Origin of the sequence: Starkeya nomas, assembly GCF_902703545.1 — a bacterium.
GTDB lineage: Bacteria > Pseudomonadota > Alphaproteobacteria > Rhizobiales > Xanthobacteraceae > Ancylobacter > Ancylobacter moscoviensis.
The window spans coordinates 590,586-610,535 of record NZ_CACSAS010000001.1 but is presented as its reverse complement, the minus strand read 5'-3'; the positions used below and the strand labels follow the sequence as shown (position 1 = coordinate 610,535).

Here is a 19,950-nt window from a genome sequence, read left to right as displayed (position 1 = left end):
CCGCCCCCGCCTGCGCTCTAAAGGTGGCCGAGGAAGCGCGCATGGTTCGCGCGTTCACAGTTCGCTGGCAGGAGGCGGCCATGTCCGGAGACATCGACGGCAAGATATTCGTCGGCAAGAGCGAAAAGCCGGAATATCTCACTCTCAGGCTGGCGAACCGCCACGGCCTCGCCACCGGCGCCACCGGCACCGGCAAGACCGTCACGCTGCAGACGCTGGCGGAAGGCTTCTCCCGTGCCGGCGTGCCGGTCTTCGCCGCCGACATCAAGGGCGATCTCTCCGGCATCGCCATGCCCGGCGAAGGCCAGGAATGGATCATCAAGCGCTGCGAGGAAATCGGCGTCGACTACGTGCCGGACGAATTCCCGGTCATCTTCTGGGATCTGTTCGGCGAGCAGGGCCATCCCGTCCGCGCCACTGTTTCCGAGATGGGGCCGCTGCTGCTGGCGCGGCTGATGAACCTCAACGAGGTGCAGGAAGGCGTGCTCAACGTCGTCTTCCGCATCGCCGACGAGCAGGGCCTGTTGCTGCTGGACCTCAAGGACCTGCGCTCCATGCTCGCCTTCACGGCGGAGAACGCGGCCAAGCTCACCACCACCTATGGCAATGTCTCCGCCGCCACGGTGGGTGCCATCCAGCGCTCGCTGCTGGTGCTGGAGAACCAGGGCGCCGACAAGTTCTTCGGCGAGCCGGCGCTGAAGATCAGCGACCTGATGCGCATCGACCCGCGCTCGGGCTACGGAACGATCTCGCTGCTCGCCGCCGACAAGCTCATGGGCTCGCCGCAGCTCTACGCCACCTTCCTGCTCTGGCTGCTCTCCGAGCTGTTCGAAGAGCTTCCCGAGGTCGGCGACCCGGACAAGCCCAAGCTGGTCTTCTTCTTCGACGAGGCGCATCTCGTGTTCAACGAGGCGCCCAAGGCGCTGCTGCAGAAGGTCGAGCAGGTGGTGCGCCTCATCCGCTCGAAGGGCGTCGGCGTCTATTTCGTCACGCAGAGCCCGCTCGACGTGCCTGAGAGCGTGCTCGCCCAGCTCGGCAACCGCGTGCAGCACGCCCTGCGCGCCTTCACACCGCGCGACCAGAAGGCGGTCAAGGCGGCGGCCGATACCTTCCGCCCCAACCCCAAGCTCGATACCGCTCAGGTCATCACCGAGCTCGGCAAGGGCGAGGCGCTGATCTCCATGCTGGAGGGCAACGGCACGCCCTCCATGGTCGAGCGCACGCTGATCGCCCCGCCCGCCGGCCGCGTCGGGCCGATCACGCCGGAGCTGCGCCAGCTCGCCATCCAGCAGAGCCCGGTGCGCGATGTCTACGATCAGACGCTGGACCGCGAATCCGCCTATGAGGTGCTGACTAAGCGCGCCGCGGAGACCGCGCCGGCCGAGGCCGCGCCGACGCCCGCCTCGCGCAGCAACAACCCCGCCCCCACCGAGGCTGATGCCACGGCCGGCGGCGGCCTGCTGGAAAGCGTGCTCGGCGGCCTGTTCGGCACGCGCCCGCGCGGCCGCATGAGCGTCGGCGAGCAGGTCACGCGGCAGGTCACCCGCGAAGTCACCAATCAAGTCACCAAGGCGATCCTGCGCAACGTGCTCGGCGGCGCCCGGCGCCGCTAGCCCTCCCTGATGCCATGTCCCGGCGGGCGGCATCACCGCGGCGCCGGGATTACTCCCCCGAACCGGCCCTTCCGACGCCAGCCGACACCGCGCCGGGACGACTTTTCCAGGACAAGGACCCCGGCCATGGCCGATCTCGACCGCGTTCTCGCCACCGTGGACGCCGATCTCGATGCCTCCATCGAGCGCCTTTTCGCCTTCCTGCGCATCCCCTCCATCTCGACCGACCGCGCCTATGCCGCAGAGTGCCGCCGCGCCGGCCAGTGGCTGGCGGACGACCTCGCCTCGCTAGGCTTCGCCACGAAGCTGAACGACACGCCCGGCCACCCCATTGTGACCGCCGCCTCGAACGGCGGCGCCGAGCGGCGCGTGATGTTCTACGGCCATTACGACGTACAGCCGGTCGATCCGCTGGACCTGTGGGAGAGCCCGCCCTTCGAGCCGCGCATCGTCGAGAACGCGGAGGGCGTGAAGCGCATCGTCGCCCGCGGCTCGGCCGACGATAAGGGACAGGTGATGACCTTCGTCGAGGCCTGCCGCGCCTTCGTCAAGGCGACCGGCAAGCTCCCCGTCGAGGTGACGGTGATGGTCGAGGGCGAGGAAGAGAGCGGCTCCGCCAATATCGGCCCCTTCGTCGCCGCGCATAAGGACGAACTGAAAGCCGACCTCGCGCTCGTCTGCGACACCGGCATGTGGGACGCGCAGACGCCCTCCATCATCCTGTCGCTGCGCGGCCTGATGCATGACGAGATTGTCGTCCACGCCGCCGACCGCGACCTGCACTCGGGCTATTATGGCGGTGCTGCCGCCAATCCGCTGCACGTGCTCTCCAAGGCCATCGCCGCCGTGCACGACGCCAATGGCCATGTCGCCATTCCCGGCTTCTACGACGGCGTCGTCGAGCCGCCGGACTACATGAAGGCCGCGTGGTCGAAGCTCGACCTCACGCCGGAGAACTTCCTCGGGCCGGTCGGCCTCTCGCTGCCCTCCGGCGAGAAGGACCGGCTGCTGATCGAGCTCATCTCCTCGCGTCCCACCTTCGAGGTGAACGGCATGTGGGGCGGCTATATCGGCGAAGGCTCGAAGACGGTCATCCCCTCCATCGCCACCGCCAAGATCTCCTGCCGCCTCGTGGCGAACCAGGATCCGGTTCGGGTACGCGACGCGGTGCGCGCCTTCATCCGCGCGCAAATCCCCGCCGACTGCTCGGTCGAGTTCCTCGGCGGCGAGGGTAGCCCGGCCGTCGCCGTGACGCACGACAATCCCGATCTCGCGAAGGCCGCCAAGGCGCTGGGGGACGAATGGGGCACGCCGCCGGTCACGGTGGGCGAAGGCGGTTCCATCCCGGTCGTCGGGCAGTTCAAGAAGGTGCTCGGGCAGGACACGCTGCTTGTCGGCTTCTCGCTCGACGACGACCGCATCCACTCGCCGAACGAGAAGTACGACCTCACTTCGTTCCACAAGGGCATCCGGAGCTGGGTCCGCATCCTCGCGGCGCTGGCGCAGTAGGAGGCGCGCCCATGTCACGACACTCGCAGACCTGGACCTATTTCGACGGCGCGTGGCACGAGGGCAACGTGCCGATCATGGGCGTGCGCACCCATGCCGCCTGGCTGGGCACCTCGGTCTTCGACGGCGCCCGCGCCTTCGAGGGCGTGACGCCCGACCTCGACCTGCACTGCCTGCGCATCAACCGCTCGGCGGTCGCCATGGGACTGAAGCCGGTCGTCTCCGTCGAGAAGTGGGTCGAACTCACCCATGCCGGGCTGAAGCGCTTCCCGCCGGACGCCGCGCTCTATATCCGTCCCATGTACTGGGCCGAGTATCCCGGCGCGCGCACGGTCGACGCCGACCCGGAATCGACCCGCTGGTGCCTCAGCATCTACGACGCGGCCATGCCCGATCCGACGCGCGGCACCTCCATCACCCTGTCTCGCTACCGCCGCCCGACCATCGAATGCGCCGTCACCGACGCCAAGGCGGGCTGCCTCTACCCCAACAACAGCCGCGCGCTGGTTGAGGCCCATAGCCGAGGCTTCGACAATGCCGCCCTGTGCGACATGCTCGGCAATGTGGCGGAGCTCGCCACCGCCAACATCTTCATCGTGAAGGACGGTGTCGCCCTGACGCCGGCTGCCAACGGCACCTTCCTTGCCGGCATCACCCGCACCCGCACCATCGGCCTGCTGCGCGAGGCCGGCGTCGAGGTGATCGAGGGCACGCTCAACTGGGCCGATTTCAAGAGCGCAGACGAGATCTTCACGACGGGCAACTACTCCAAGGTCTCGCCGATCACCCGCATCGAGGAGCGCGACCTTCAGCCGGGGCCGGTCTACCGCAAGGCCCGCAAGCTCTACTGGGATTTCGCCCATCCCTGACGCAAAGCCCCCCGCCGGAAGGCGGGGGGCTGCGTTCCGGTCGCGCATCGTGCCGCATGCGCGATGCCGTCACATCTTGAAGCGGCGGGTCCAGTCGTCGATCTGCCGGTTGGCCTCATCCTTGGCGAGGCCGTAGCGCTCCTGCAGCACGCCCTCCAGCTCCTCCCGCTTGCCGTGCAGGCGGTCGATATCGTCGTCGGTCAGCTTGCCCCATTGCTGGCGCACCTGACCCTTGAGCTGTTTCCAGTTGCCTTCAATCCGATCCCAGTTCATGGGGCTCTCCCTGTTGAGATAAGGTTCGTGCCTCGTCGGGCAGGGGTGGCTGCCGGAGCCGTCGCCCGTTCGGATGGCTGGACCACCCTCGCGGAAGGAAAATGCTCTAGTTTCAAGAGCCTGGAGTACATCTTCCCGTCCAGACGATTTTCTCGCCTGGGGAAATGCTCTAGCATCCCCCCGACAACGCGCAGGTCCCCGATTTGATCCACGCCCAGCCCCTCCCCTCGCTCGACGATCTCGTGGAAGGCGTGCGCGCCGGCCGCCGCGCCATGCTGGCGCGGGCCATCACGCTCGTGGAATCGCGCAAGGCCGAGCATCGCGCGCTGGCGGAGCAGCTTCTGCAGGCGCTGCTGCCCTTCACCGGAGCGGCGATGCGCGTCGGCATCACCGGTGTGCCGGGCGTTGGCAAGTCCACCACCATCGATGCGCTCGGCAGCTATCTGCTCGATCAGGGCCATCGCGTCGCGGTGCTGGCCGTGGACCCCTCCTCCACCCGCACGGGCGGGTCGATCCTCGGCGACAAGACCCGCATGGCCCGCCTCTCGATGGACGAGCGGGCCTTCGTGCGCCCCTCGCCTTCGGCCGGCACGCTCGGCGGCGTTGCGGCACGCACCCGCGAGACGATGCTGCTGTGCGAGGCCGCCGGCTACGATGTCATCCTCGTGGAGACGGTCGGCGTCGGCCAGTCGGAAACCGCCGTCGCCGACATGACCGACACCTTCCTCGTGCTCATGCTTCCTGGCGCCGGCGATGAGCTTCAGGGCATCAAGAAGGGCATCATCGAGCTTGCCGACATCGTGGCGGTGAACAAGGCGGACGGCGCCAACACCACTCGGGCCAAGGCGGCGGCCAGCGAATATCGCGCCGCACTGCACGTGCTCGGCGGACGCGAGGCGCACTGGTCGACGCCGGTGCTCACCTATTCCGGCCTCACCGGCGCCGGCATCGAGGAGCTGTGGTCGCAGGTGCGGCTGCATCGCGAGCGCGCGGAGCTCGCGGGCGCATTCGCGGACAAGCGCAGCGCCCAGCAGGTCAAGTGGATGTGGACGCTGTTCGACGACCGCCTGCGCGACCGCATGCGCGCCGATGCCACGCTGCGGGCCGAGCTTCCGGCGATCGAGCGCGCCGTCGCCGCCGGCACGCTGTCGCCCACGCTCGGGGCCTCGAAGATCGCGCGTCTCTTCGGCTGGTAGCCGGCGCGCAAAAAAGCCCGATTGGCGGTAAACTATTCGTTAACCATAAAATGCCGCTGCCGGATCGGAGCCGGCTGTGGATGCCTGGGGCGAAGGGGTAACGGGGCGAATGGACGAGCGGCGCGAGCTGGCCGGACAGCGTGTCTTCATTGTCGAGGACGAAACGCTGGTCGCCGCGATGATCGAAGCCATGGTGGAAGAGCTGGGCGCCGTCGTTGTCGGCACCGAAAGCCGGATCGCCGGCGCGCTGAATTTCGTCGCCGCCCGTCATCGCGACTTCGACGTCGCCGTGCTCGACCTCAATCTCGGCGAGGGGCACAGCTACGACATCGCCCGTGCCGTCACCGGCCACGGCATCCCCATCGTCTTCTCCACCGGCTACACCGGCTGCGCCATCGACGAGGCGTGGCGCGATCGCCCGCTGCTGAACAAGCCGTTCCAGCTCGCCGATCTCGAGAACGCGCTGGCGCGGGCGCTCGCCGAGCGCACCGGTTGAGATGCCGCACGGCACCGGCCCGCGCATCCTCGTCACCGGCTTCGGCCCCTTTCCCGGCATGCCGCGCAACCCCTCCGCGGTGCTGGCGGGCGCCTTGGCCCGCAGCCGGCGGCTCAGGCCAGCCGACATCACCCTGAGCATCCTACCGACGAGTTGGGCCGAGGCGGAGGCCTTCGCCGCGACCCTCGACGCTTTCGATCCGGACATCGTGCTGATGCTCGGCGTCGCCGGGCGCCGTCGCCATGTCGCCATCGAGACGCTGGCCCGCAACGCCACCGGCCCTTTTCCGGATGTGACCCGCAAACGTCCCGCCGCACGCCTCCTGGAGACAGGGGCACCGGCCAGCCGCCGGGTTGCGGCGGCGGCGATGCCGCTGCTCCGGGCCCTGCGCGAAGCCGGCGTGCCGGCGCACCTCTCGCGCGATGCCGGCCGCTATATCTGCAACGCTCTCGCCTGGCGTGCCTATGGCTGGGCGAGGGCCGGGCGACGGGCCGACGGCGGACCGCGCCTCGCCGTCTTCGTCCATATCCCGCTGCCGCGTCCCGGCGCGCTTTCGCAGGCACGGCTTCGGGGGGCGCTGGAAGCGCTGCTCGTCGCCCTCGCCGGCCAGTGTCGTCTCGCCATTCCGGCCACCGTCAGGGCAGCGGCTGAACGGTGACAGGGATGGAAGCGAACCAGGCCGCGAGGTTGGCGATATCGGCGTCGGACAGGCCCTTGGCGACCACCGTCATCATCTCGTTCTCGCGCTTGCCGGAGCGAAAGTCCTCCAGCGCCTTGACGAGATAGAGTTCCTGCTGGCCGGCGAGATTTGCCGCGGTCGGCATCTGGGCGACGCCGTTCTGCCCGTGGCAGACGGCGCATTGGGCCGAAGCCTTGGCCCGCCCGGCCTTCGCATCCTGCGCCATGGCCGGCGCGCACAACATCGATGCCGCGAGGAGCGGCATGAAGAAAGACCATTTCATAAGCTGTTCCCGGCGATCGATGGAATGCTCCCGCCGCCCGTGGGCAGCGGGAGCGAGGCGGCTCAGTTGCCGTAGGAGATGCGGTAGATCGCGCCGGACGTGTCGTCCGACACCAGCAGCGAACCGTCATTGAGCTGCGCCACCGAGGCCGGACGGCCAAGATATTCGCCGTTCGGCGTCAGCCAGCCCTCCGCGAACACCTCCGGCTTGCCGGCGGTGCCATCCTCCTTCACCGGTGTGAACATGACCCGTGCGCCCACCGGCGTGGTGCGGTTCCACGAGCCGTGCTGCACCGAGAAGATGCCGCCGCGGTATTTCTGCGGGAACTGCTGGCCGGTATAGAAGGTCATGCCGAGATCGGCGGCGTGCGCCGGCATCTCGACCTCCGGTTTTACCGCGTCGGCCGGCGGCGTCTGGTCCTTGTATTCGGCAGTGCGGACCGAGCCGCCGCCGAAATAGGGAAAGCCGAAATTCTGGCCCGCCTTGGTGGCCCGGTTCAGCTCGCCGGGCGGGATGTCGTCACCCATGCCGTCGACCTGGTTGTCGGTGAACCAGAGGGTCTTGTCCTTCGGGTTGAAGTCCATGCCCACCGAGTTGCGGATGCCCCACGCATAGACCTCTCGGTTCTTGCCATCGCGATCGAAGCGCACGATGCCGCCGATGCCGTTCTTCTTGTAGAGATCGAACTTCTCCGGCGCGAACACGTTGAAGGGGTTTCCGAGCGTGATGTAGAGCTTGTCGTCCGGCCCGATACGGCAGACACGCGCCGTATGGTTGAACGATTCCTCGTTCGGCGGGATCAGCTCGCCCTGCTTGACGACGTTGAAGGCCGCGACGTCCGGCCCCTCATAGAAGAACTCCGCCGCCGGGAAGAGCAGGACGCGGTTCTGCTCGGCCACGAACAGGAAGCCGTCCTTGGAGAAGCACACGCCGTGCGGCAGCTTGAACTGGATCGACGGCGCGAACACCTTCACCTCGTCGGCCACCCGGTCCTTGTCGCGGTCCGTCACCGCCCAGACCTTCGCCTTGCGGGTGCCGACGAAGACGACGCCCGTCGTCGGGCCGACCGCCATCTCGCGCGCATCCGGCACGATGGCGTAGAGCGAGATCTTGAAGCCGTCCGGCAGCTTGATGCCCGAGAGCGTCTTGTTGAACGCATCGACGCGCGGACCGGTTTGCGGCACCGTCTCCATTTCCATGGAGGCGCCGGTGGACTGGAAATTGGACAGCTTTTCGAGATTGTCGGTCGACTGCTGCGCCTGCGCCGGAGCCGCGATCATCATGGCGCCCGCGAGCATGGTCGACGCCAGCAGCACAGCGGAACGCTGGCCACGCCGGATTATGGACATTGGTTTCCTCCTAGAATCCCGGACCTCGTGCGGGTCCGTTGACGCTCGCAGGCTAGCACGCGCCCCGCTGACGTTAAGTCAGAAATCATGCCCTATGCGAATAATTCCTAATAATAATCTTGAAACGATCGCAAACGCCTCGGATTTGTAACATCATAATACTACACGCACTGTCTCTAAATGATAATTTAATTACAAATAATAATGTATTACATAACGAAACCGGTTGCCTTCGCGCGCGCTTGCGCGAGAGGGCCGCATGCGGCCGGTCACCCGCTGTTAGCCAAATGCTGCTAAATCCTGCGCGGAAGCGACGCCCGCCTGCGGGAACCATTCTGTGACGATCTACCTTCCGATTGCGGAACTGCCGGTGAACATCTTCACCCTCCTCGCCATGGGGATCGCGGTGGGCTTCATCTCGGGCATGTTCGGTGTGGGCGGCGGCTTCCTGATGACGCCCCTGCTCATCTTCCTCGGCGTGCCCCCGGCCGTCGCGGTGGCGAGCGTCTCCACCCACATGGCCGCCTCGTCCTTCTCCGGCACGCTGACCTATATGCGGCGCAAGCTGGTGGATGTGCAGCTCGGCCTGGTGCTTCTAACGGGAGGCCTGACAGGAACGCTGGCAGGCGTCGTCACCTTCATGGTGCTGCGCCGCTTCGGCCAGCTCGATCTCGTCATCGCCATCACCTACATCGTCCTTCTCGGCACCATCGGCACGTTGATGGTGGTCGAGAGCCTGCGCGCCCTGCTGCGCGAGTGGCGAGGCGAGAAGGCGAGCGTGAAGCGGCCAGGGGCGCACCCGTGGTTCCTGCGCATGCCGTTCAAGATGCGCTTCCGCCAGTCGCGGATCTATGTCTCCGCCATCCCGGTGGTGACGATCGGCTTCGCCATCGGCTTCCTCGGCGCGCTGATGGGCATCGGCGGCGGCTTCCTGCTGGTGCCGGCGCTCATCTACCTCCTGCGCGTGCCCACGCTGACCTCGGTCGCGACCTCGCTGATGCTCACGCTTGTGACGATGGTCGCCGCCATCGTCATGCACGCGGTGCTCAACCAGACCGTGGACGCCGTTCTCGGGCTCGTCCTGATGGTCGGCGGCACCATCGGTACGCAGTTCGGCACCCGCGCCGGGCAGTCGATGAAGGCGGAGAACCTGCGCCTGCTGCTCGGCCTCCTCGTGCTCGCGGTCGGCCTCCGCGTGGCGGTGGACCAGACCACCCGCCCGGCCGATCTCTACGCCGTCACCATCGACGAGCGCGCGCGATGAGCCGGGCGCTCGCACTTTTCCTCCTCCTGGCACTTGCCGCTCCGGCGCAGGCGGAGGGCCTCGTGCTGTCGCTCTCCAAGTCGCGCGTCACCATTACGTCGAGTTTCGCCGGCGAGAGCATTGTACTGTTCGGCGTCATCGGCGCGGACGAGGCAAGCCGGGATTCGCGCCTCTATGACGTCGTCGTTACCGTTCGCGGGCCGAACGAGAGCTTCGTCACCTGGCGCAAGGAGCGCCGGCTCGGCCTGTGGGTCAATGTCGACAGCCGCTCCTTTCTCGCGGCCCCTTCCTACCTTGCCGTGCTGAGCAACCGCGATCCCGCCCTGATGGCCGATGCCGAGGTGCTACGGCAGGAGCAGGCCGGCTTCGCCAACAATCACCTGCTTCAGCGCGTGGGTAGCGACTATGCCGACGTCGTAGCGGGCGATCCGTTCCGGCAGGCCTTCCTCCGGGTGAAACAGGCTCAGGGCCTCTATGTCGAGAAGACCGATGGCGTCGAGTTCATCGCGCCGCATGTCTTCCGCGCCGCCATCCCCATCCCCGGCACGGCGCCGATCGGTACCTATGACGTGGTGGTGAAGACCTTCGCCGATGGAGCCCTCTCCGAACGCGGGGCGCTGACGCTGGAAGTGGCGAAGATCGACTTCGAGCAAACCGTCGCCAGCACGGCGCAGGGTCACCCCTGGCTCTATGGCATCGTCACCGCGCTCGGCGCCCTCGCCGTCGGCTTCGTCGCTAACCTTGCTTTCCGGCGCGATTGAAGACCTTCTCCCCGCCCTGTCGCATTCTTGTCCACGGCCTGCACGAAGCGGACGCGGCGGTCTTGCAAAGCGCGGGCCGCCAAAGTAGGTTCCGCGCCGTTCTGGCACGCAGCTGTAGCTCAGTTGGTTAGAGCGCCGGTCTGTGGAACCGGAGGTCGGTGGTTCGAGCCCACCCAGCTGTACCAGATAAGCTTTCACGCACATTTCCGCCCCTAGGCTTCCTGCCGGTATTGCCGGACGGGCCGATTGCGTTCTTCTCGCTTGACCCCCGGCGTCCTCATTCGCCAGAGATGGCGGGAGGAGAGATGGTCATGGCGCGCAATCCGGTCTTTGTCTTCGGCTCGAATCTCGCCGGCATCCACGGCGGCGGCGCCGCCCGCTGGGCCTACGAGAATCGCGGGGCGGAATGGGGCGTCGGCTTCGGCCTCACCGGCACGAGCTTCGCCATTCCGACCAAGGACTGGAACATCGAGACGCTGCCGCTCGGCGAGATCGAGAAATTCGTCCGAAGGTTCCTCAAATTCGCCCGGGCGCGGCCCGATCTCACTTTTCAGCTCACGCCGATCGGCTGCGGCCATGCCGGCTACACGCCGGAGCAGATCGCGCCGATGTTCAAGGAGGCGCCGGAGAACGTGATGCTGCCGGACGAGTTCCGCGCCGTTCTCTCGCCGGGCGATCCCGACACCGCCAAGGACGGCTAGCGCGCGTCGCAGATGTAGAGCGACATGTCCGCGCCGGCCTCCCGCAGCTCCCGCCACACGTCGGGCCGCACGCGAACGCGCCCGCCCCGCTTGCGTGCATAGGCAGCGGCGAAGGCATCCACCGCACGCGCCCGTTCTTTCGACATGGCCGGACCTCCTCGTCTGAACCGCCGCGCAGCGACCATGCAAGCGCGCGGCCAGATGATGGCCGATCCGGTGTCTATCGAAGGCGCGGGCCCGCTCAGGGTGCCAGCACCTCGGCGCCCGCCACCGGCTGTGGATAGGGCAGATCGTCCACTAGCTTCGCGCTCGGCTTGTCCTGCGCGAACAGCGGGGCGAGGTCGATGGTCAGATAGTTCAGCCGGTGCGCGTAGTCGGCGATCATCAGGCGGTTATTGGTCAGGTCCTTGACCACCACCCACTGCGTGTAGTCCGAGCCCAGCGTGCCGTCCGGCTGCTTGAACTCGGCGATGCCGAGCGGGATATCGACATTGTTGAGGATGTGACCCACGGCCTGCGCCGCCTCGGCCGCATCTTTCGGTTGGGTGACGTTGTGGCGCAGCATCGTCGCGCGCACGAAGCGCGAGGGAGGCGTGTAGTCGCCCGGCAGGCCGATCAGCCCGCCGCCCTGCCCGAGCTCTGTGACGTTGGTGGTGCCGACCCGCTGGCTCGTCACCGCGACCGTGGAGAGGCTGAGATAGTTGCGCACATTGTTCAGGTGCCAGTCATAGGTCGGCGCGTTGGTCAGCACGTGCGCGGCGTTGTCATGGATCTTCAGCTCGCCGCCGACATATTCGACCACGATGCCCGCGCCGCTCCTGTCGACAAAGACGAAATGCAGCGTCGCCGGCGTCGGGCCGGTGGGCAGCGTATCGTCGGCCCACACCCTCATCCCCGGCAGGGCGGTCCGCAGCTCGGCGACGCTGGCGAAGCCACCCAGCGCCCAGGATCCGAAGGTAAGAACGGACTGATAGGCCTTATCGTCCTTCGTCACCGTCTGGTACTGGGTGAAGCCGGGCAGGAAGTTGCCGCTCATGGAGAGGCCTTCGGAATTCTGCCCGTCGAGCAGCGCGCCTCCAGGAATGATGGCCGCGCTCACGCCGACCACCGCATATTTCGTGGTGAAGCTCACCGGCGGCAGGCCGCTCGCCTTCGGCGCGGTCAGCGTCAGCGTGGTGCCCCTGGGCTGGCTCACCAACGTCCATTTCATGTCGAGCGCCCATTCCATGGTGCGTCCGGCAATGACGCTGCCGTCGGCCGCGGCAAGGTCGACCGCCGTACAGGCGACGGACATGTTGATCGTGGCCATCAAGGCCAGCGCGGTCGCGAGAACTCGTTTCATCGTCATTTCCCCCACCCTTGCCGCTCGAGCGCCAGACGGCCTCGACGCGACGAGCCGACGCTGCCACGCGCCGCTTTAAGATCGACTTTCGGCAAGCCCGCCTAAAAGAAAGGCCCGGCGCGAGAGAGCGCCGGGCCTGATTGAACGCAACTCCTGCGGCGCCTCAATGCGCCAGCAGCAGCGGCACCGTCATGCGCTCCAGCATGTCGCGCGTGACGCCGCCGAGCACGAATTCGCGCAGCCGCGAATGGCCGTAGCCGCCCATGACCACGATATCGATGTCGCGCGCCGCCACTTCCTTCAGCAGTACGTCGACGATGCTCTCGTCGGCGCCCGGTACCAGCCGGCGCAGCTCGACGGTCTTCTCGTGGCGCGCGAGATGGCGGGCGAGGTCGGCACCGGGAAGATCGATGCCCTTCCGGGACTTGCCGCTGTCCACCACCACCGCCTCGACCAGATTGGCATGGGCGAGCAGGGGACGGGCCTCCGCGACCGCGCGCGCCGACGCGCGCCCGCCGTCCCACGCCACGAGAATGCGCTTGGCGGAGAACGGCTTCTGCTGCTTGCGCGGCACGATAAGCACCGGCCGCCCGGAATCGAACAGCACCGCCTCGGTGATCACCTCTTCGGCGCCCATGCGGTCGGGATCGGCCTGGCCGACGATGGCGAGGTCATAAAGGCGGGCCATCACGCCGATCTGCTCGGCCGCGCCGCCCGGCGTGCCGTCGATCAGGCGCACTTCGCCGGACAGCCCCACCGAGCGAGCCGCCTCGCCGAAATATTCCACCGCCTGCTGCGCGAGCCGCTGGCTTTCCGCCCGCTGCGCCTCGATGAAATCCGTCGAGAAGGCTTCCGTGTAGACCGGCGGCACATCGATCTCGTAGCTCACCGCCACGCCAGTGAGATGCGCGCCGAGCGCCGCCGCGGCCGATGCCGCATAATCCACGGCAACGTCGCCCGGTCCCTCACCCACGCGCAGGCTGACGAGAATGTCCTTGATCATCGGTTCCTCCTCTCTGTCCCTTTGAAATATTGTTCCAATCAAGTGTCGTCCCATTGACGGCCGTCAAGTAGTCCCGCACCGCTTCGGCCCGACGGCGGCAACGGTCGCGCAGCCGCCGCCCGCCGACTATAAGTGCTGTAACTGATGTAGGAATTCGCCGCATGGCCGCCATAGGGCGCGCGCTCGCCATCACCTTCGTGCTTCTGGCCCTGTGGGAAGGCGCCGTCCGGCTGTTCGGCCTGCCGGCCTACATCCTGCCGGGCCCGCTGCGGATCGGCCTCGCCATGTGGAACAACGCGGACGTCCTCGCCCACAACGCGGCCATCACGCTGGGCGAGATGCTGCTCGGCCTCGTCTGCGGCTCGGCGCTGGGAATCGCCTGCGCGCTGGCCATGGCGGCCTCGCCGCTGGCGCGGCGCGCCATGCGGCCGGTGCTGCTGGTGGCGCAGGCGTTGCCTGTGTTCGCCATCGCGCCGCTGCTCGTCATCTGGTTCGGCTTCGGCCTCGCCTCGAAGATCGTGATGGCGAGCCTCATCATCTTCTTTCCCGTCGCCTCGGCTTTCCATGACGGCCTCGCCCGCACCGAGCAGGGCCTCGTCGACCTCGCGCGGCTGAACGGCGCCGGCATCGCGCAGACGCTGCGCTTCATCCGCATCCCCGCCGCCCTGCCGGCGCTCGCCTCGGGCCTGCGCGTCGCCACCGCCGTCTCGCCCATCGGCGCAGTGGTGGGCGAATGGGTCGGCGCCTCGGCGGGCCTGGGCTATCTCATGCTCTACTCCAACGCGCGGATGCAGACCGACATGGTCTTCGCCGCGCTCGCCATCCTGCTCGCCGTGGCGCTCCTGCTCTTCACCCTCGTCGACCGCGTCCTGACCCGCCTGCTGCCCTGGGCCCCGGAAACGGCACCGGCGTAGCCTCCCCGATCGGGTGCGCTCCGGCGCTTGGAACAAAGAGGGAACTTTGCCAAGATGCGGCATGGCGATTCACCTCTCCAATTCCGACGTCCGACGCATCTTCCTCGCCAAGCAGGAACTCAGCCGACCGCGCGGCAAGCTCACCAAGGCGGGACTGCTGGAACTCGTCCGCGACCTCGGCTTCGTACAGGTGGACAGCATCGCGACGGTCGAGCGAGCACACCACCATATTCTGTTCTCGCGCAATCCGACCTACCGGCGCGAACATCTTGCCGCCCTGCTTGAGAAGGATGGCGAGCTCTTCGAGCACTGGACGCACGACGCGGCCATCATCCCGAGCGACTTCTTCGCCTATTGGAAGCACCGCTTCGCCCGGGCGCAGGAGACGCTGGCGGACCGCTGGCGCTCCTGGCACGAGAACGGCTTCGAGAGCTATGTCGACCACGTGCTGGAGCGGGTGCAGGCGGAAGGCCGCCTCATGGCCCGCGACTTCGAGCAGGATACCGAATCCCCGAAGCGCCCGCCGGGTGGCTGGTGGAACTGGCACCCGGAGAAGACCGCGCTCGAATATCACTGGCGCACCGGCAACCTCGCCATCGCCGGGCGCGAAGGCTTCCAGAAGGTCTACGATCTCGCCGAGCGCGTGATCCCCTCCCGCCACTACGGGGGCGAGGTGTCGCGCGAGGCCTTCGTCGATTGGGCCTGCACCTCTGCGCTGGAAAGGCTCGGCTTCGCTACCCATGGCGAGATCGCCGCCTTCTGGGGGCTCATCTCGCCGGAGGAAGCCCGCCAGTGGGTGGCCGGCAACGCCGCGCGGCTGGAACCGGTGCTGATCACCCCGGCGGACGGCTCGCGCCCCCGCGCCTCGCACGCCTTCGCCGGCAGCGCCGACATTTTCGCCTCGCTGCCGCCGCCACCCGCCCGACTGCGCGTGCTCAACCCGTTCGACCCGCTGCTGCGCGACCGCAACCGGGCGGAGCGGCTGTTTGGCTTCAATTACCGCATCGAGGTCTTCGTGCCCGCGCCGAAACGGGTCTATGGCTATTACGTCTTCCCCCTGCTGGAGGGTGATCGACTGGTCGGGCGCATCGACATGAAAGCCGACCGCAAGGCCGGCACGCTCGACGTGCGCCGGCTGTGGCTGGAGCCGGGCGTGCGCGCCTCCACGGCCCGCCTTTCCGCCCTCGACGCCGAGCTCGTACGCCTCGGCCGCTTTGCCGGGGTGGAACGCACCGTCTATCTCGACGGCTGGCGCGGAAAGTGAGCGCCGGCTTCCATTTGCCCTGGCATGCCAGCGATGCTAGCGTGCCGGCGTCCGAGGGGTGTCCCGCCGGCCGAAAGGCTGAAGGGGCTGAGATGGCAGCCGCCAGACCCTTTGAACCTGATCCGGGTCATGCCGGCGAAGGGACGGAACGATGGCGGAGCCCGATCCACGCAGAGCGTGGTGCCCGCGCCGGATTTCCCCCGAGAGCTCATGCGCCGGATCTCCAGATGGGAGGAGATCCATGTTCAAGAAATTCGCCGCGCAGACGGCCGGCCTGCTATTCGTCCTCGCACTCGGCCTCGTCCCCGTCAGCGCCGCCGACAGGCTCACCGTCCTGCTCGACTGGTACGTCAACCCGGACCACGCGCCGCTGATCATCGCGAAGGAGAAGGGTTTCTTCGACGCGCACGGCCTCGATGTCGAGCTGGTGCCGCCCGCCGATCCCTCCGCTCCGCCGCGCCTCGTCGCCGCCGGGCAGGCGGACATCGCTGTCAGCTATCAGCCGAACCTCTATCTCTCGGTGAAGGAGGGGCTGCCGCTCGCGCGCATCGGCACGCTGGTCTCCACCCCGCTCACCGCGCTGGTCGTGCTGAAGGACGGGCCGGTCAAGTCCATCGCCGATCTGAAAGGCAAGACGGTCGGCTATTCCGTGGCCGGTTTCGAGGACGCGCTGCTCGGCACCATGCTGGCGAGCGCCGGGCTCAAGCCGGGCGACGTCACCATGATCAACGTCAATTTCGCCCTCTCGCCCGCCCTCGTCTCCGGCAAGGTCGATGCAGTGATCGGCGCCTATCGCAATTTCGAGCTCACCCAGATCCGGCTGGAGGGCAAGGAAGGCCGTGCCTTCTTCCCCGAGGAGCACGGCGTGCCGGTGTTCGACGAGCTCATCTACGTTGCCCACAAGGACAAGCTCGCCGATCCCCGCCTCAAGCGCTTCCTAGCCGCGGTGGAGGACGCCACGATCTATGTCCTCAACCATCCCGACGAGGCATGGGGCATCTTCGTGAAGGCCAACCCCAAGCTCGACGACGAACTGAACCGCACCGCCTGGACCGACACGCTGCGCCGCTTCACCCACGCGCCGGCCGCGCTGGACGGCGAACGCTACGCCCGCTTCGGTGAATTCATGAAGAGCCACAAGCTCATCGACACGGTCGAGCCGGTCTCCACCTACGCGCCGGCTCTGCCCTGAGCCCTCCGCCTTTCCGGCGGAAACCCCGATGTTACGTCGCACATCAAACGATGTGGCATCGGGACCGCCCGAAAACGGCCCGCGATCCTTCCGGCTCCCGACCTGCAATGCTACCGATGCACCACAGGTCGGGAGCATGGGGGAAGGCATGAAGGCGGGCGCAGGAAACGGAGCCTATTACATCGTGGCCGCGCTGGTCGGCACGGTCGTCGGCGTTCTCGGCTCCGCCTTCCATGCCGGCGTGAATGGGTTGGGAGCCGCCTGGCCCGCCTATCTGCAGGGCACGCTCCGGCTGGAAGGCCCCGCACTCTATGCCGCCGCGGCCGTCGTCGCCGCCATCATGACCCTCGTCTCACTCTGGCTGGTACGCCGCTTCGCGCCGGAGGCCAGCGGCTCGGGCGTGCCGGAGATCGAGGGCGCGATGGAGGGGCTGCGCGAGGTGCGCTGGCATCTCGTGCTGCCGGTGAAGTTCGTCGGCGGCCTGCTGTCGCTCTCCTCCGGCCTGGTTCTCGGCCGGGAAGGACCGACGATCCATATCGGCGCCTCGGTCGCCAAGGCCGCGTCGGACCTGATGAAATGGTCGTCGGAAGACATGCGAGGCCTGCTGGCGGCCGGCGGCGCGGCCGGACTCGCCGCCGCCTTCAACGCTCCCCTGGCAGCGGTACTGTTCGTCATCGAGGAGACGCGTCGGCAATTCCCCTACAGCTCGCGCACCTACATAGCGGTCGTCCTCGCCTCCATCGCGAGCGCCGTGGTAACCGAGTATCTGACCGGCGACACGCCCTACATGCTGCTCGAGGTCTCGACGATGCCCTATGGGCTGCTGCCGGCCTTCATCGGCCTCGGCGTGCTGCTCGGCGTGGTCGGCGTCGCGTTCAACCGTACACTGGTCTGGTCGCTGGACCGCGTGCGCGCACTCGGCCTGCGGCACTCCTTCTACATCTTCCCCGCCATCGTCGGCCTCATGATCGGTGTGCTTGTGCTGGTACTGCCCGAAGCGACGCAGGGCGGCGAACTGCTTGCCGTCGAGCTGACCAGGGAAGGCCGGCCGCTCGCCATCCTCGCCGTCATCGTCCTGCTGCGCTTCGTCATGACCATGGCGAGCTATTCCACCGGCGTCGCCGGCGGCATCTTCGCGCCGATCCTCGCGCTCGCCACCACCATCGGCCTTTGCTACGGCTCGGCTCTGGCGACCGTGCTGCCTCTGCCCGAGCAGGCGCAGACCGCCTTCGCGATCACCGCCATGGGCGGCCTGTTCGCCGCCACCATCGGCGCGCCGCTGGTCGGGATGGTGCTGGTGTTGGAGCTCACCGGCGCCTACGCCGTGCTGGTGCCGGTGATGCTCACCGCCATCTTCGCCAACATGACCTCGCAGTGGCTCGGTGGCCGGCCGATCTACGAGATCCTGCTGGAACGCACGCTGGCGATCGAGGCGGAAGGCCGCGCCTCCCACGCGCCGCGCTGAGGTCGCGTTACGCCGTGGCGAGGCGGGTTGCCTCAAGCCGGGCCGGCCCCTGCGCGTCGCGCCGCAGCTCGATGTGCCGCTCATGCAGGCCGAGCAGGGTGGAGCGGTGGCCGATCGACAGCAACGCCGTCTCCGGCAGCTTCTCCCGCAGCACGCGATAGAGCGCCGCCTCCCCCGGCTCGTCGAGGGCAGAGGTCGCCTCGTCGAGCAGCAGCACGTCGGGCTTCATCAGCAGGGCGCGGGCGATGGCCAGCCGCTGCTGCTCGCCACCCGACATGATCGCCGGCCACAGGCCCTGTTCGTCCAAACGCGCGGCAAAGCCCGGCAGACCGACGGTCTCCAGCACCTCGCGCAACCGCTCGCTACCGTACTTTCCCTCCGGGTCGGGGTAAGCCAGTGCGCCGCGCAGCGAGCCGATGGGCAGGTAAGGTCGCTGCGGCAGCGTCAGCACGCGCGCGCCCGGCGCACGCGACACCTCGCCACGCCCGTAGGGCCAGATGCCGGCTATGGCGCGGAACAGCGTGCTCTTACCGCTGCCGGAAGGGCCGGTCAGCAGCACGCGCTCGCCCCGGTGGATCTCCAGACCGTCGACGGTGAGCAAGGCCCGCCCGTCCGGCAGGCGGACTTCCATATCGGCAAGCTCCAGAGGTGCGCTCCCTTTCGCCGACATCTGGCGAAACTGGCTGCGCAGCGTCTCCGCCTGCGTCGCCATCACCGACTTCTCGAAGCCGACCAGACGGTCGACCACCGACTTCCATTCCGCCAGCGTCGAATAGGCGCCGATGAAGAAGGAGAACGATCCCTGCACCCGTTCGAAGGCAGAGGAGGTCTGCATGAGCTGGCCGAGCTGGATGGAGCCGAAGAAATAGGCCGGGGCCACGACGACGAAGGGAAAGATCACCGAGAGTTGGCCATAGCCGGCGGTGAACCAGGTCAGCCGCTTCTGGGCGATCATGATGCCCCAGAAATTGTGCACCACATGCCCGAAGCGCCCCAGCAGCCGCTCGCGCTCCACTGGCTCGCCGTTCATCAGCGCGATCTGCTCGCCATTCTCGCGCACGCGCACCAGATCGACGCGGTAATCCGCCTCGTAGCGCTGCTGGTCGAAGTTCAACTTCACCAGCACCCGGCCGATGAGATGGGCAATCAGCGTGCCGAGCGCCGCATAGGCGAAGGCCGCCCAGACGAGATAACCGGGAATGTCCCAGCTCTTGCCGAAGAGATTGAACGAGAAATTTCCCGACAGGCCCCAGAGTATCACCGCGAAGGAGGCCAGCGTCATCACCGCGTTGAGTAGCCCGATGAACAGGCTGATGGTCTGGCCGATATAGGTGCGGATGTCCTCGGCGATGCGCTGGTCGGGGTTGTCCGCCGTGTCGCCCTTCAGCCGCATCCGATAGTGCGTCTCATGGGCCAGCCAGGCGGTGAGGTACTTCTCCGTCATCCAGGTGCGCCAGCGGATCTCCAGCCATTGGCGCAGATAGACCTGGTAGACCGCCACGGCGATGGCGCAGGCGGCGTAGAAGGAGAACAGCCAGAGCTGGTGGGTAAAGGCCGCGTAGTCCTTCTCCTGGATCGCGTTGTAGAAGGCGTTGTTCCACTCGTTGATCAGCACGGTCGCGTAGACCCAGCCGACCTCCATCGCGACCACGCCCGCGAGCAGCGCGCCGCCCCGCCATCGGTCCTCGCCACGGAAATAGGGGATGGAAAGCCGCCAGACATCGGCAAGCAGGGAGAGGATGGCGCGCAAGGAAGCTTCTCCGGGAACGGCGGGTTC

20 protein-coding genes, 1 tRNA gene and 1 riboswitch are annotated in these 19,950 nt (G+C 67.4%); of the genes, 14 read left to right on the top strand and 7 right to left on the bottom strand.

Features of this window, described 5'->3' with window-relative positions:
• The first annotated feature begins 80 nt into the window (after positions 1–80).
• The 3 genes from STARVERO_RS02950 to STARVERO_RS02940 all read left to right on the top strand — a co-directional run bounded on the left by STARVERO_RS02950 (position 81) and on the right by STARVERO_RS02940 (position 3,991).
• A complete protein-coding gene (locus tag STARVERO_RS02950) occupies positions 81–1,613 on the top strand; it encodes a helicase HerA-like domain-containing protein (protein WP_159597858.1) in 1,533 nt (510 codons plus the stop codon).
• 126 nt (positions 1,614–1,739) lie between these two features.
• Complete coding sequence (locus tag STARVERO_RS02945; RefSeq protein WP_159597857.1) at positions 1,740–3,122, top strand: M20/M25/M40 family metallo-hydrolase; 1,383 nt, start codon at positions 1,740–1,742, stop codon at positions 3,120–3,122.
• Between the two features lie 11 nt (positions 3,123–3,133).
• Positions 3,134–3,991 (top strand): branched-chain amino acid aminotransferase, encoded by an 858-nt coding sequence (locus tag STARVERO_RS02940; RefSeq protein WP_159597856.1) that lies wholly within the window; start codon positions 3,134–3,136, stop codon positions 3,989–3,991.
• 69 nt (positions 3,992–4,060) lie between these two features.
• On the opposite strand, the gene STARVERO_RS02935 is transcribed toward STARVERO_RS02940, so the two are convergent.
• Entirely contained in the window at positions 4,061–4,264 is a 204-nt protein-coding gene (locus STARVERO_RS02935) for a CsbD family protein (RefSeq protein WP_144343191.1), read from the bottom strand.
• A 203-nt stretch (positions 4,265–4,467) separates the two neighbouring features.
• Between STARVERO_RS02935 and meaB the strand changes: the two genes are divergently transcribed.
• The 3 genes from meaB to STARVERO_RS02920 all read left to right on the top strand — a co-directional run bounded on the left by meaB (position 4,468) and on the right by STARVERO_RS02920 (position 6,614).
• On the top strand, positions 4,468–5,460 hold the full coding sequence (gene meaB, locus STARVERO_RS02930; RefSeq protein ID WP_159597855.1) for a methylmalonyl Co-A mutase-associated GTPase MeaB: 993 nt from the start codon (positions 4,468–4,470) through the stop codon (positions 5,458–5,460).
• 109 nt (positions 5,461–5,569) lie between these two features.
• A complete protein-coding gene (locus STARVERO_RS02925) occupies positions 5,570–5,956 on the top strand; it encodes a response regulator (RefSeq protein WP_144343193.1) in 387 nt (128 codons plus the stop codon).
• 1 nt (position 5,957) lies between these two features.
• Positions 5,958–6,614, top strand: a complete 657-nt coding sequence (locus STARVERO_RS02920) for a pyroglutamyl-peptidase I (protein WP_159597854.1) — start codon at positions 5,958–5,960, stop codon at positions 6,612–6,614.
• On the opposite strand, the gene STARVERO_RS02915 is transcribed toward STARVERO_RS02920, so the two are convergent.
• Entirely contained in the window at positions 6,592–6,918 is a 327-nt protein-coding gene (locus STARVERO_RS02915; RefSeq protein WP_244616524.1) for a c-type cytochrome, read from the bottom strand. The genes STARVERO_RS02920 and STARVERO_RS02915 overlap by 23 nt on opposite strands.
• Positions 6,919–6,980: 62 nt before the next feature.
• The gene (locus STARVERO_RS02910; protein ID WP_159597853.1) at positions 6,981–8,267 is read right to left on the bottom strand and encodes a PQQ-dependent sugar dehydrogenase; all 1,287 of its coding nucleotides are present in this window, start codon (positions 8,265–8,267) and stop codon (positions 6,981–6,983) included.
• Between the two features lie 337 nt (positions 8,268–8,604).
• On the opposite strand from STARVERO_RS02910, the gene STARVERO_RS02905 reads away from it, so the two are divergent.
• From STARVERO_RS02905 to STARVERO_RS02890, 4 genes are all read left to right on the top strand, one after another.
• Positions 8,605–9,531, top strand: a complete 927-nt coding sequence (locus STARVERO_RS02905) for a sulfite exporter TauE/SafE family protein (RefSeq protein WP_159597852.1) — start codon at positions 8,605–8,607, stop codon at positions 9,529–9,531.
• Positions 9,528–10,292, top strand: coding sequence for a TIGR02186 family protein (locus STARVERO_RS02900; protein WP_159597851.1), 765 nt, complete (start codon positions 9,528–9,530; stop codon positions 10,290–10,292). The genes STARVERO_RS02905 and STARVERO_RS02900 overlap by 4 nt, the downstream gene beginning before the upstream one ends.
• A 108-nt stretch (positions 10,293–10,400) precedes the next feature.
• Positions 10,401–10,477: transfer RNA gene (locus STARVERO_RS02895), tRNA-His, on the top strand.
• A 126-nt stretch (positions 10,478–10,603) separates the two neighbouring features.
• Positions 10,604–10,993 carry an A1S_2505 family phage non-structural protein gene (locus tag STARVERO_RS02890; RefSeq protein ID WP_159597850.1) on the top strand — a complete coding sequence of 130 codons (390 nt, stop codon included), beginning with the start codon at positions 10,604–10,606 and terminating at the stop codon, positions 10,991–10,993.
• Here STARVERO_RS02890 and STARVERO_RS02885 read toward each other — a convergent pair.
• The 3 genes from STARVERO_RS02885 to STARVERO_RS02875 form a co-directional block, all read right to left on the bottom strand.
• Positions 10,990–11,139 (bottom strand): hypothetical protein, encoded by a 150-nt coding sequence (locus tag STARVERO_RS02885; protein ID WP_186291937.1) that lies wholly within the window; start codon positions 11,137–11,139, stop codon positions 10,990–10,992. The two genes, STARVERO_RS02890 and STARVERO_RS02885, sit on opposite strands and share 4 nt — an antisense overlap.
• Positions 11,140–11,234: 95 nt before the next feature.
• Positions 11,235–12,335 carry a choloylglycine hydrolase family protein gene (locus STARVERO_RS02880; protein ID WP_159597849.1) on the bottom strand — a complete coding sequence of 367 codons (1,101 nt, stop codon included), beginning with the start codon at positions 12,333–12,335 and terminating at the stop codon, positions 11,235–11,237.
• A 163-nt stretch (positions 12,336–12,498) separates the two neighbouring features.
• Positions 12,499–13,338, bottom strand: a complete 840-nt coding sequence (locus STARVERO_RS02875) for a universal stress protein (protein ID WP_144343201.1) — start codon at positions 13,336–13,338, stop codon at positions 12,499–12,501.
• A gap of 161 nt (positions 13,339–13,499) precedes the next feature.
• Between STARVERO_RS02875 and STARVERO_RS02870 the strand changes: the two genes are divergently transcribed.
• The 4 genes from STARVERO_RS02870 (at position 13,500) to clcA (ending at position 18,173) form a co-directional block, all read left to right on the top strand.
• Positions 13,500–14,252: an ABC transporter permease gene (locus tag STARVERO_RS02870; RefSeq protein ID WP_159597848.1), complete on the top strand. Its 753-nt coding sequence runs from the start codon at positions 13,500–13,502 to the stop codon at positions 14,250–14,252.
• A 61-nt stretch (positions 14,253–14,313) separates the two neighbouring features.
• On the top strand, positions 14,314–15,516 hold the full coding sequence (locus STARVERO_RS02865) for a winged helix-turn-helix domain-containing protein (protein ID WP_159597847.1): 1,203 nt from the start codon (positions 14,314–14,316) through the stop codon (positions 15,514–15,516).
• A gap of 44 nt (positions 15,517–15,560) precedes the next feature.
• A riboswitch (TPP riboswitch) is annotated at positions 15,561–15,677 on the top strand.
• Between the two features lie 80 nt (positions 15,678–15,757).
• Complete coding sequence (locus STARVERO_RS02860) at positions 15,758–16,708, top strand: ABC transporter substrate-binding protein (protein ID WP_159597846.1); 951 nt, start codon at positions 15,758–15,760, stop codon at positions 16,706–16,708.
• A 148-nt stretch (positions 16,709–16,856) separates the two neighbouring features.
• Positions 16,857–18,173 carry a H(+)/Cl(-) exchange transporter ClcA gene (gene clcA, locus STARVERO_RS02855; protein WP_159597845.1) on the top strand — a complete coding sequence of 439 codons (1,317 nt, stop codon included), beginning with the start codon at positions 16,857–16,859 and terminating at the stop codon, positions 18,171–18,173.
• A 7-nt stretch (positions 18,174–18,180) separates the two neighbouring features.
• On the opposite strand, the gene STARVERO_RS02850 is transcribed toward clcA, so the two are convergent.
• On the bottom strand, positions 18,181–19,923 hold the full coding sequence (locus tag STARVERO_RS02850; protein ID WP_159597844.1) for an ABC transporter ATP-binding protein/permease: 1,743 nt from the start codon (positions 19,921–19,923) through the stop codon (positions 18,181–18,183).
• Positions 19,924–19,950: the final 27 nt, after the last annotated feature.

Coding starts and splice junctions, on each gene's coding strand:
- STARVERO_RS02910 (WP_159597853.1), bottom strand. CDS start 8,267: ATGTCCATAATCCGGCGTGGCCAGCGTTCCGCTGTGCTGCTGGCGTCG.
- STARVERO_RS02925 (WP_144343193.1), top strand. CDS start 5,570: ATGGACGAGCGGCGCGAGCTGGCCGGACAGCGTGTCTTCATTGTCGAG.
- STARVERO_RS02860 (WP_159597846.1), top strand. CDS start 15,758: ATGTTCAAGAAATTCGCCGCGCAGACGGCCGGCCTGCTATTCGTCCTC.
- STARVERO_RS02890 (WP_159597850.1), top strand. CDS start 10,604: ATGGCGCGCAATCCGGTCTTTGTCTTCGGCTCGAATCTCGCCGGCATC.
- STARVERO_RS02940 (WP_159597856.1), top strand. CDS start 3,134: ATGTCACGACACTCGCAGACCTGGACCTATTTCGACGGCGCGTGGCAC.
- STARVERO_RS02880 (WP_159597849.1), bottom strand. CDS start 12,335: ATGAAACGAGTTCTCGCGACCGCGCTGGCCTTGATGGCCACGATCAAC.
- STARVERO_RS02935 (WP_144343191.1), bottom strand. CDS start 4,264: ATGAACTGGGATCGGATTGAAGGCAACTGGAAACAGCTCAAGGGTCAG.
- clcA (WP_159597845.1), top strand. CDS start 16,857: ATGAAGGCGGGCGCAGGAAACGGAGCCTATTACATCGTGGCCGCGCTG.
- STARVERO_RS02870 (WP_159597848.1), top strand. CDS start 13,500: ATGGCCGCCATAGGGCGCGCGCTCGCCATCACCTTCGTGCTTCTGGCC.
- STARVERO_RS02945 (WP_159597857.1), top strand. CDS start 1,740: ATGGCCGATCTCGACCGCGTTCTCGCCACCGTGGACGCCGATCTCGAT.
- STARVERO_RS02885 (WP_186291937.1), bottom strand. CDS start 11,139: ATGTCGAAAGAACGGGCGCGTGCGGTGGATGCCTTCGCCGCTGCCTAT.
- STARVERO_RS02920 (WP_159597854.1), top strand. CDS start 5,958: ATGCCGCACGGCACCGGCCCGCGCATCCTCGTCACCGGCTTCGGCCCC.
- STARVERO_RS02915 (WP_244616524.1), bottom strand. CDS start 6,918: ATGAAATGGTCTTTCTTCATGCCGCTCCTCGCGGCATCGATGTTGTGC.
- STARVERO_RS02865 (WP_159597847.1), top strand. CDS start 14,314: ATGGCGATTCACCTCTCCAATTCCGACGTCCGACGCATCTTCCTCGCC.
- STARVERO_RS02900 (WP_159597851.1), top strand. CDS start 9,528: ATGAGCCGGGCGCTCGCACTTTTCCTCCTCCTGGCACTTGCCGCTCCG.
- STARVERO_RS02950 (WP_159597858.1), top strand. CDS start 81: ATGTCCGGAGACATCGACGGCAAGATATTCGTCGGCAAGAGCGAAAAG.
- STARVERO_RS02875 (WP_144343201.1), bottom strand. CDS start 13,338: ATGATCAAGGACATTCTCGTCAGCCTGCGCGTGGGTGAGGGACCGGGC.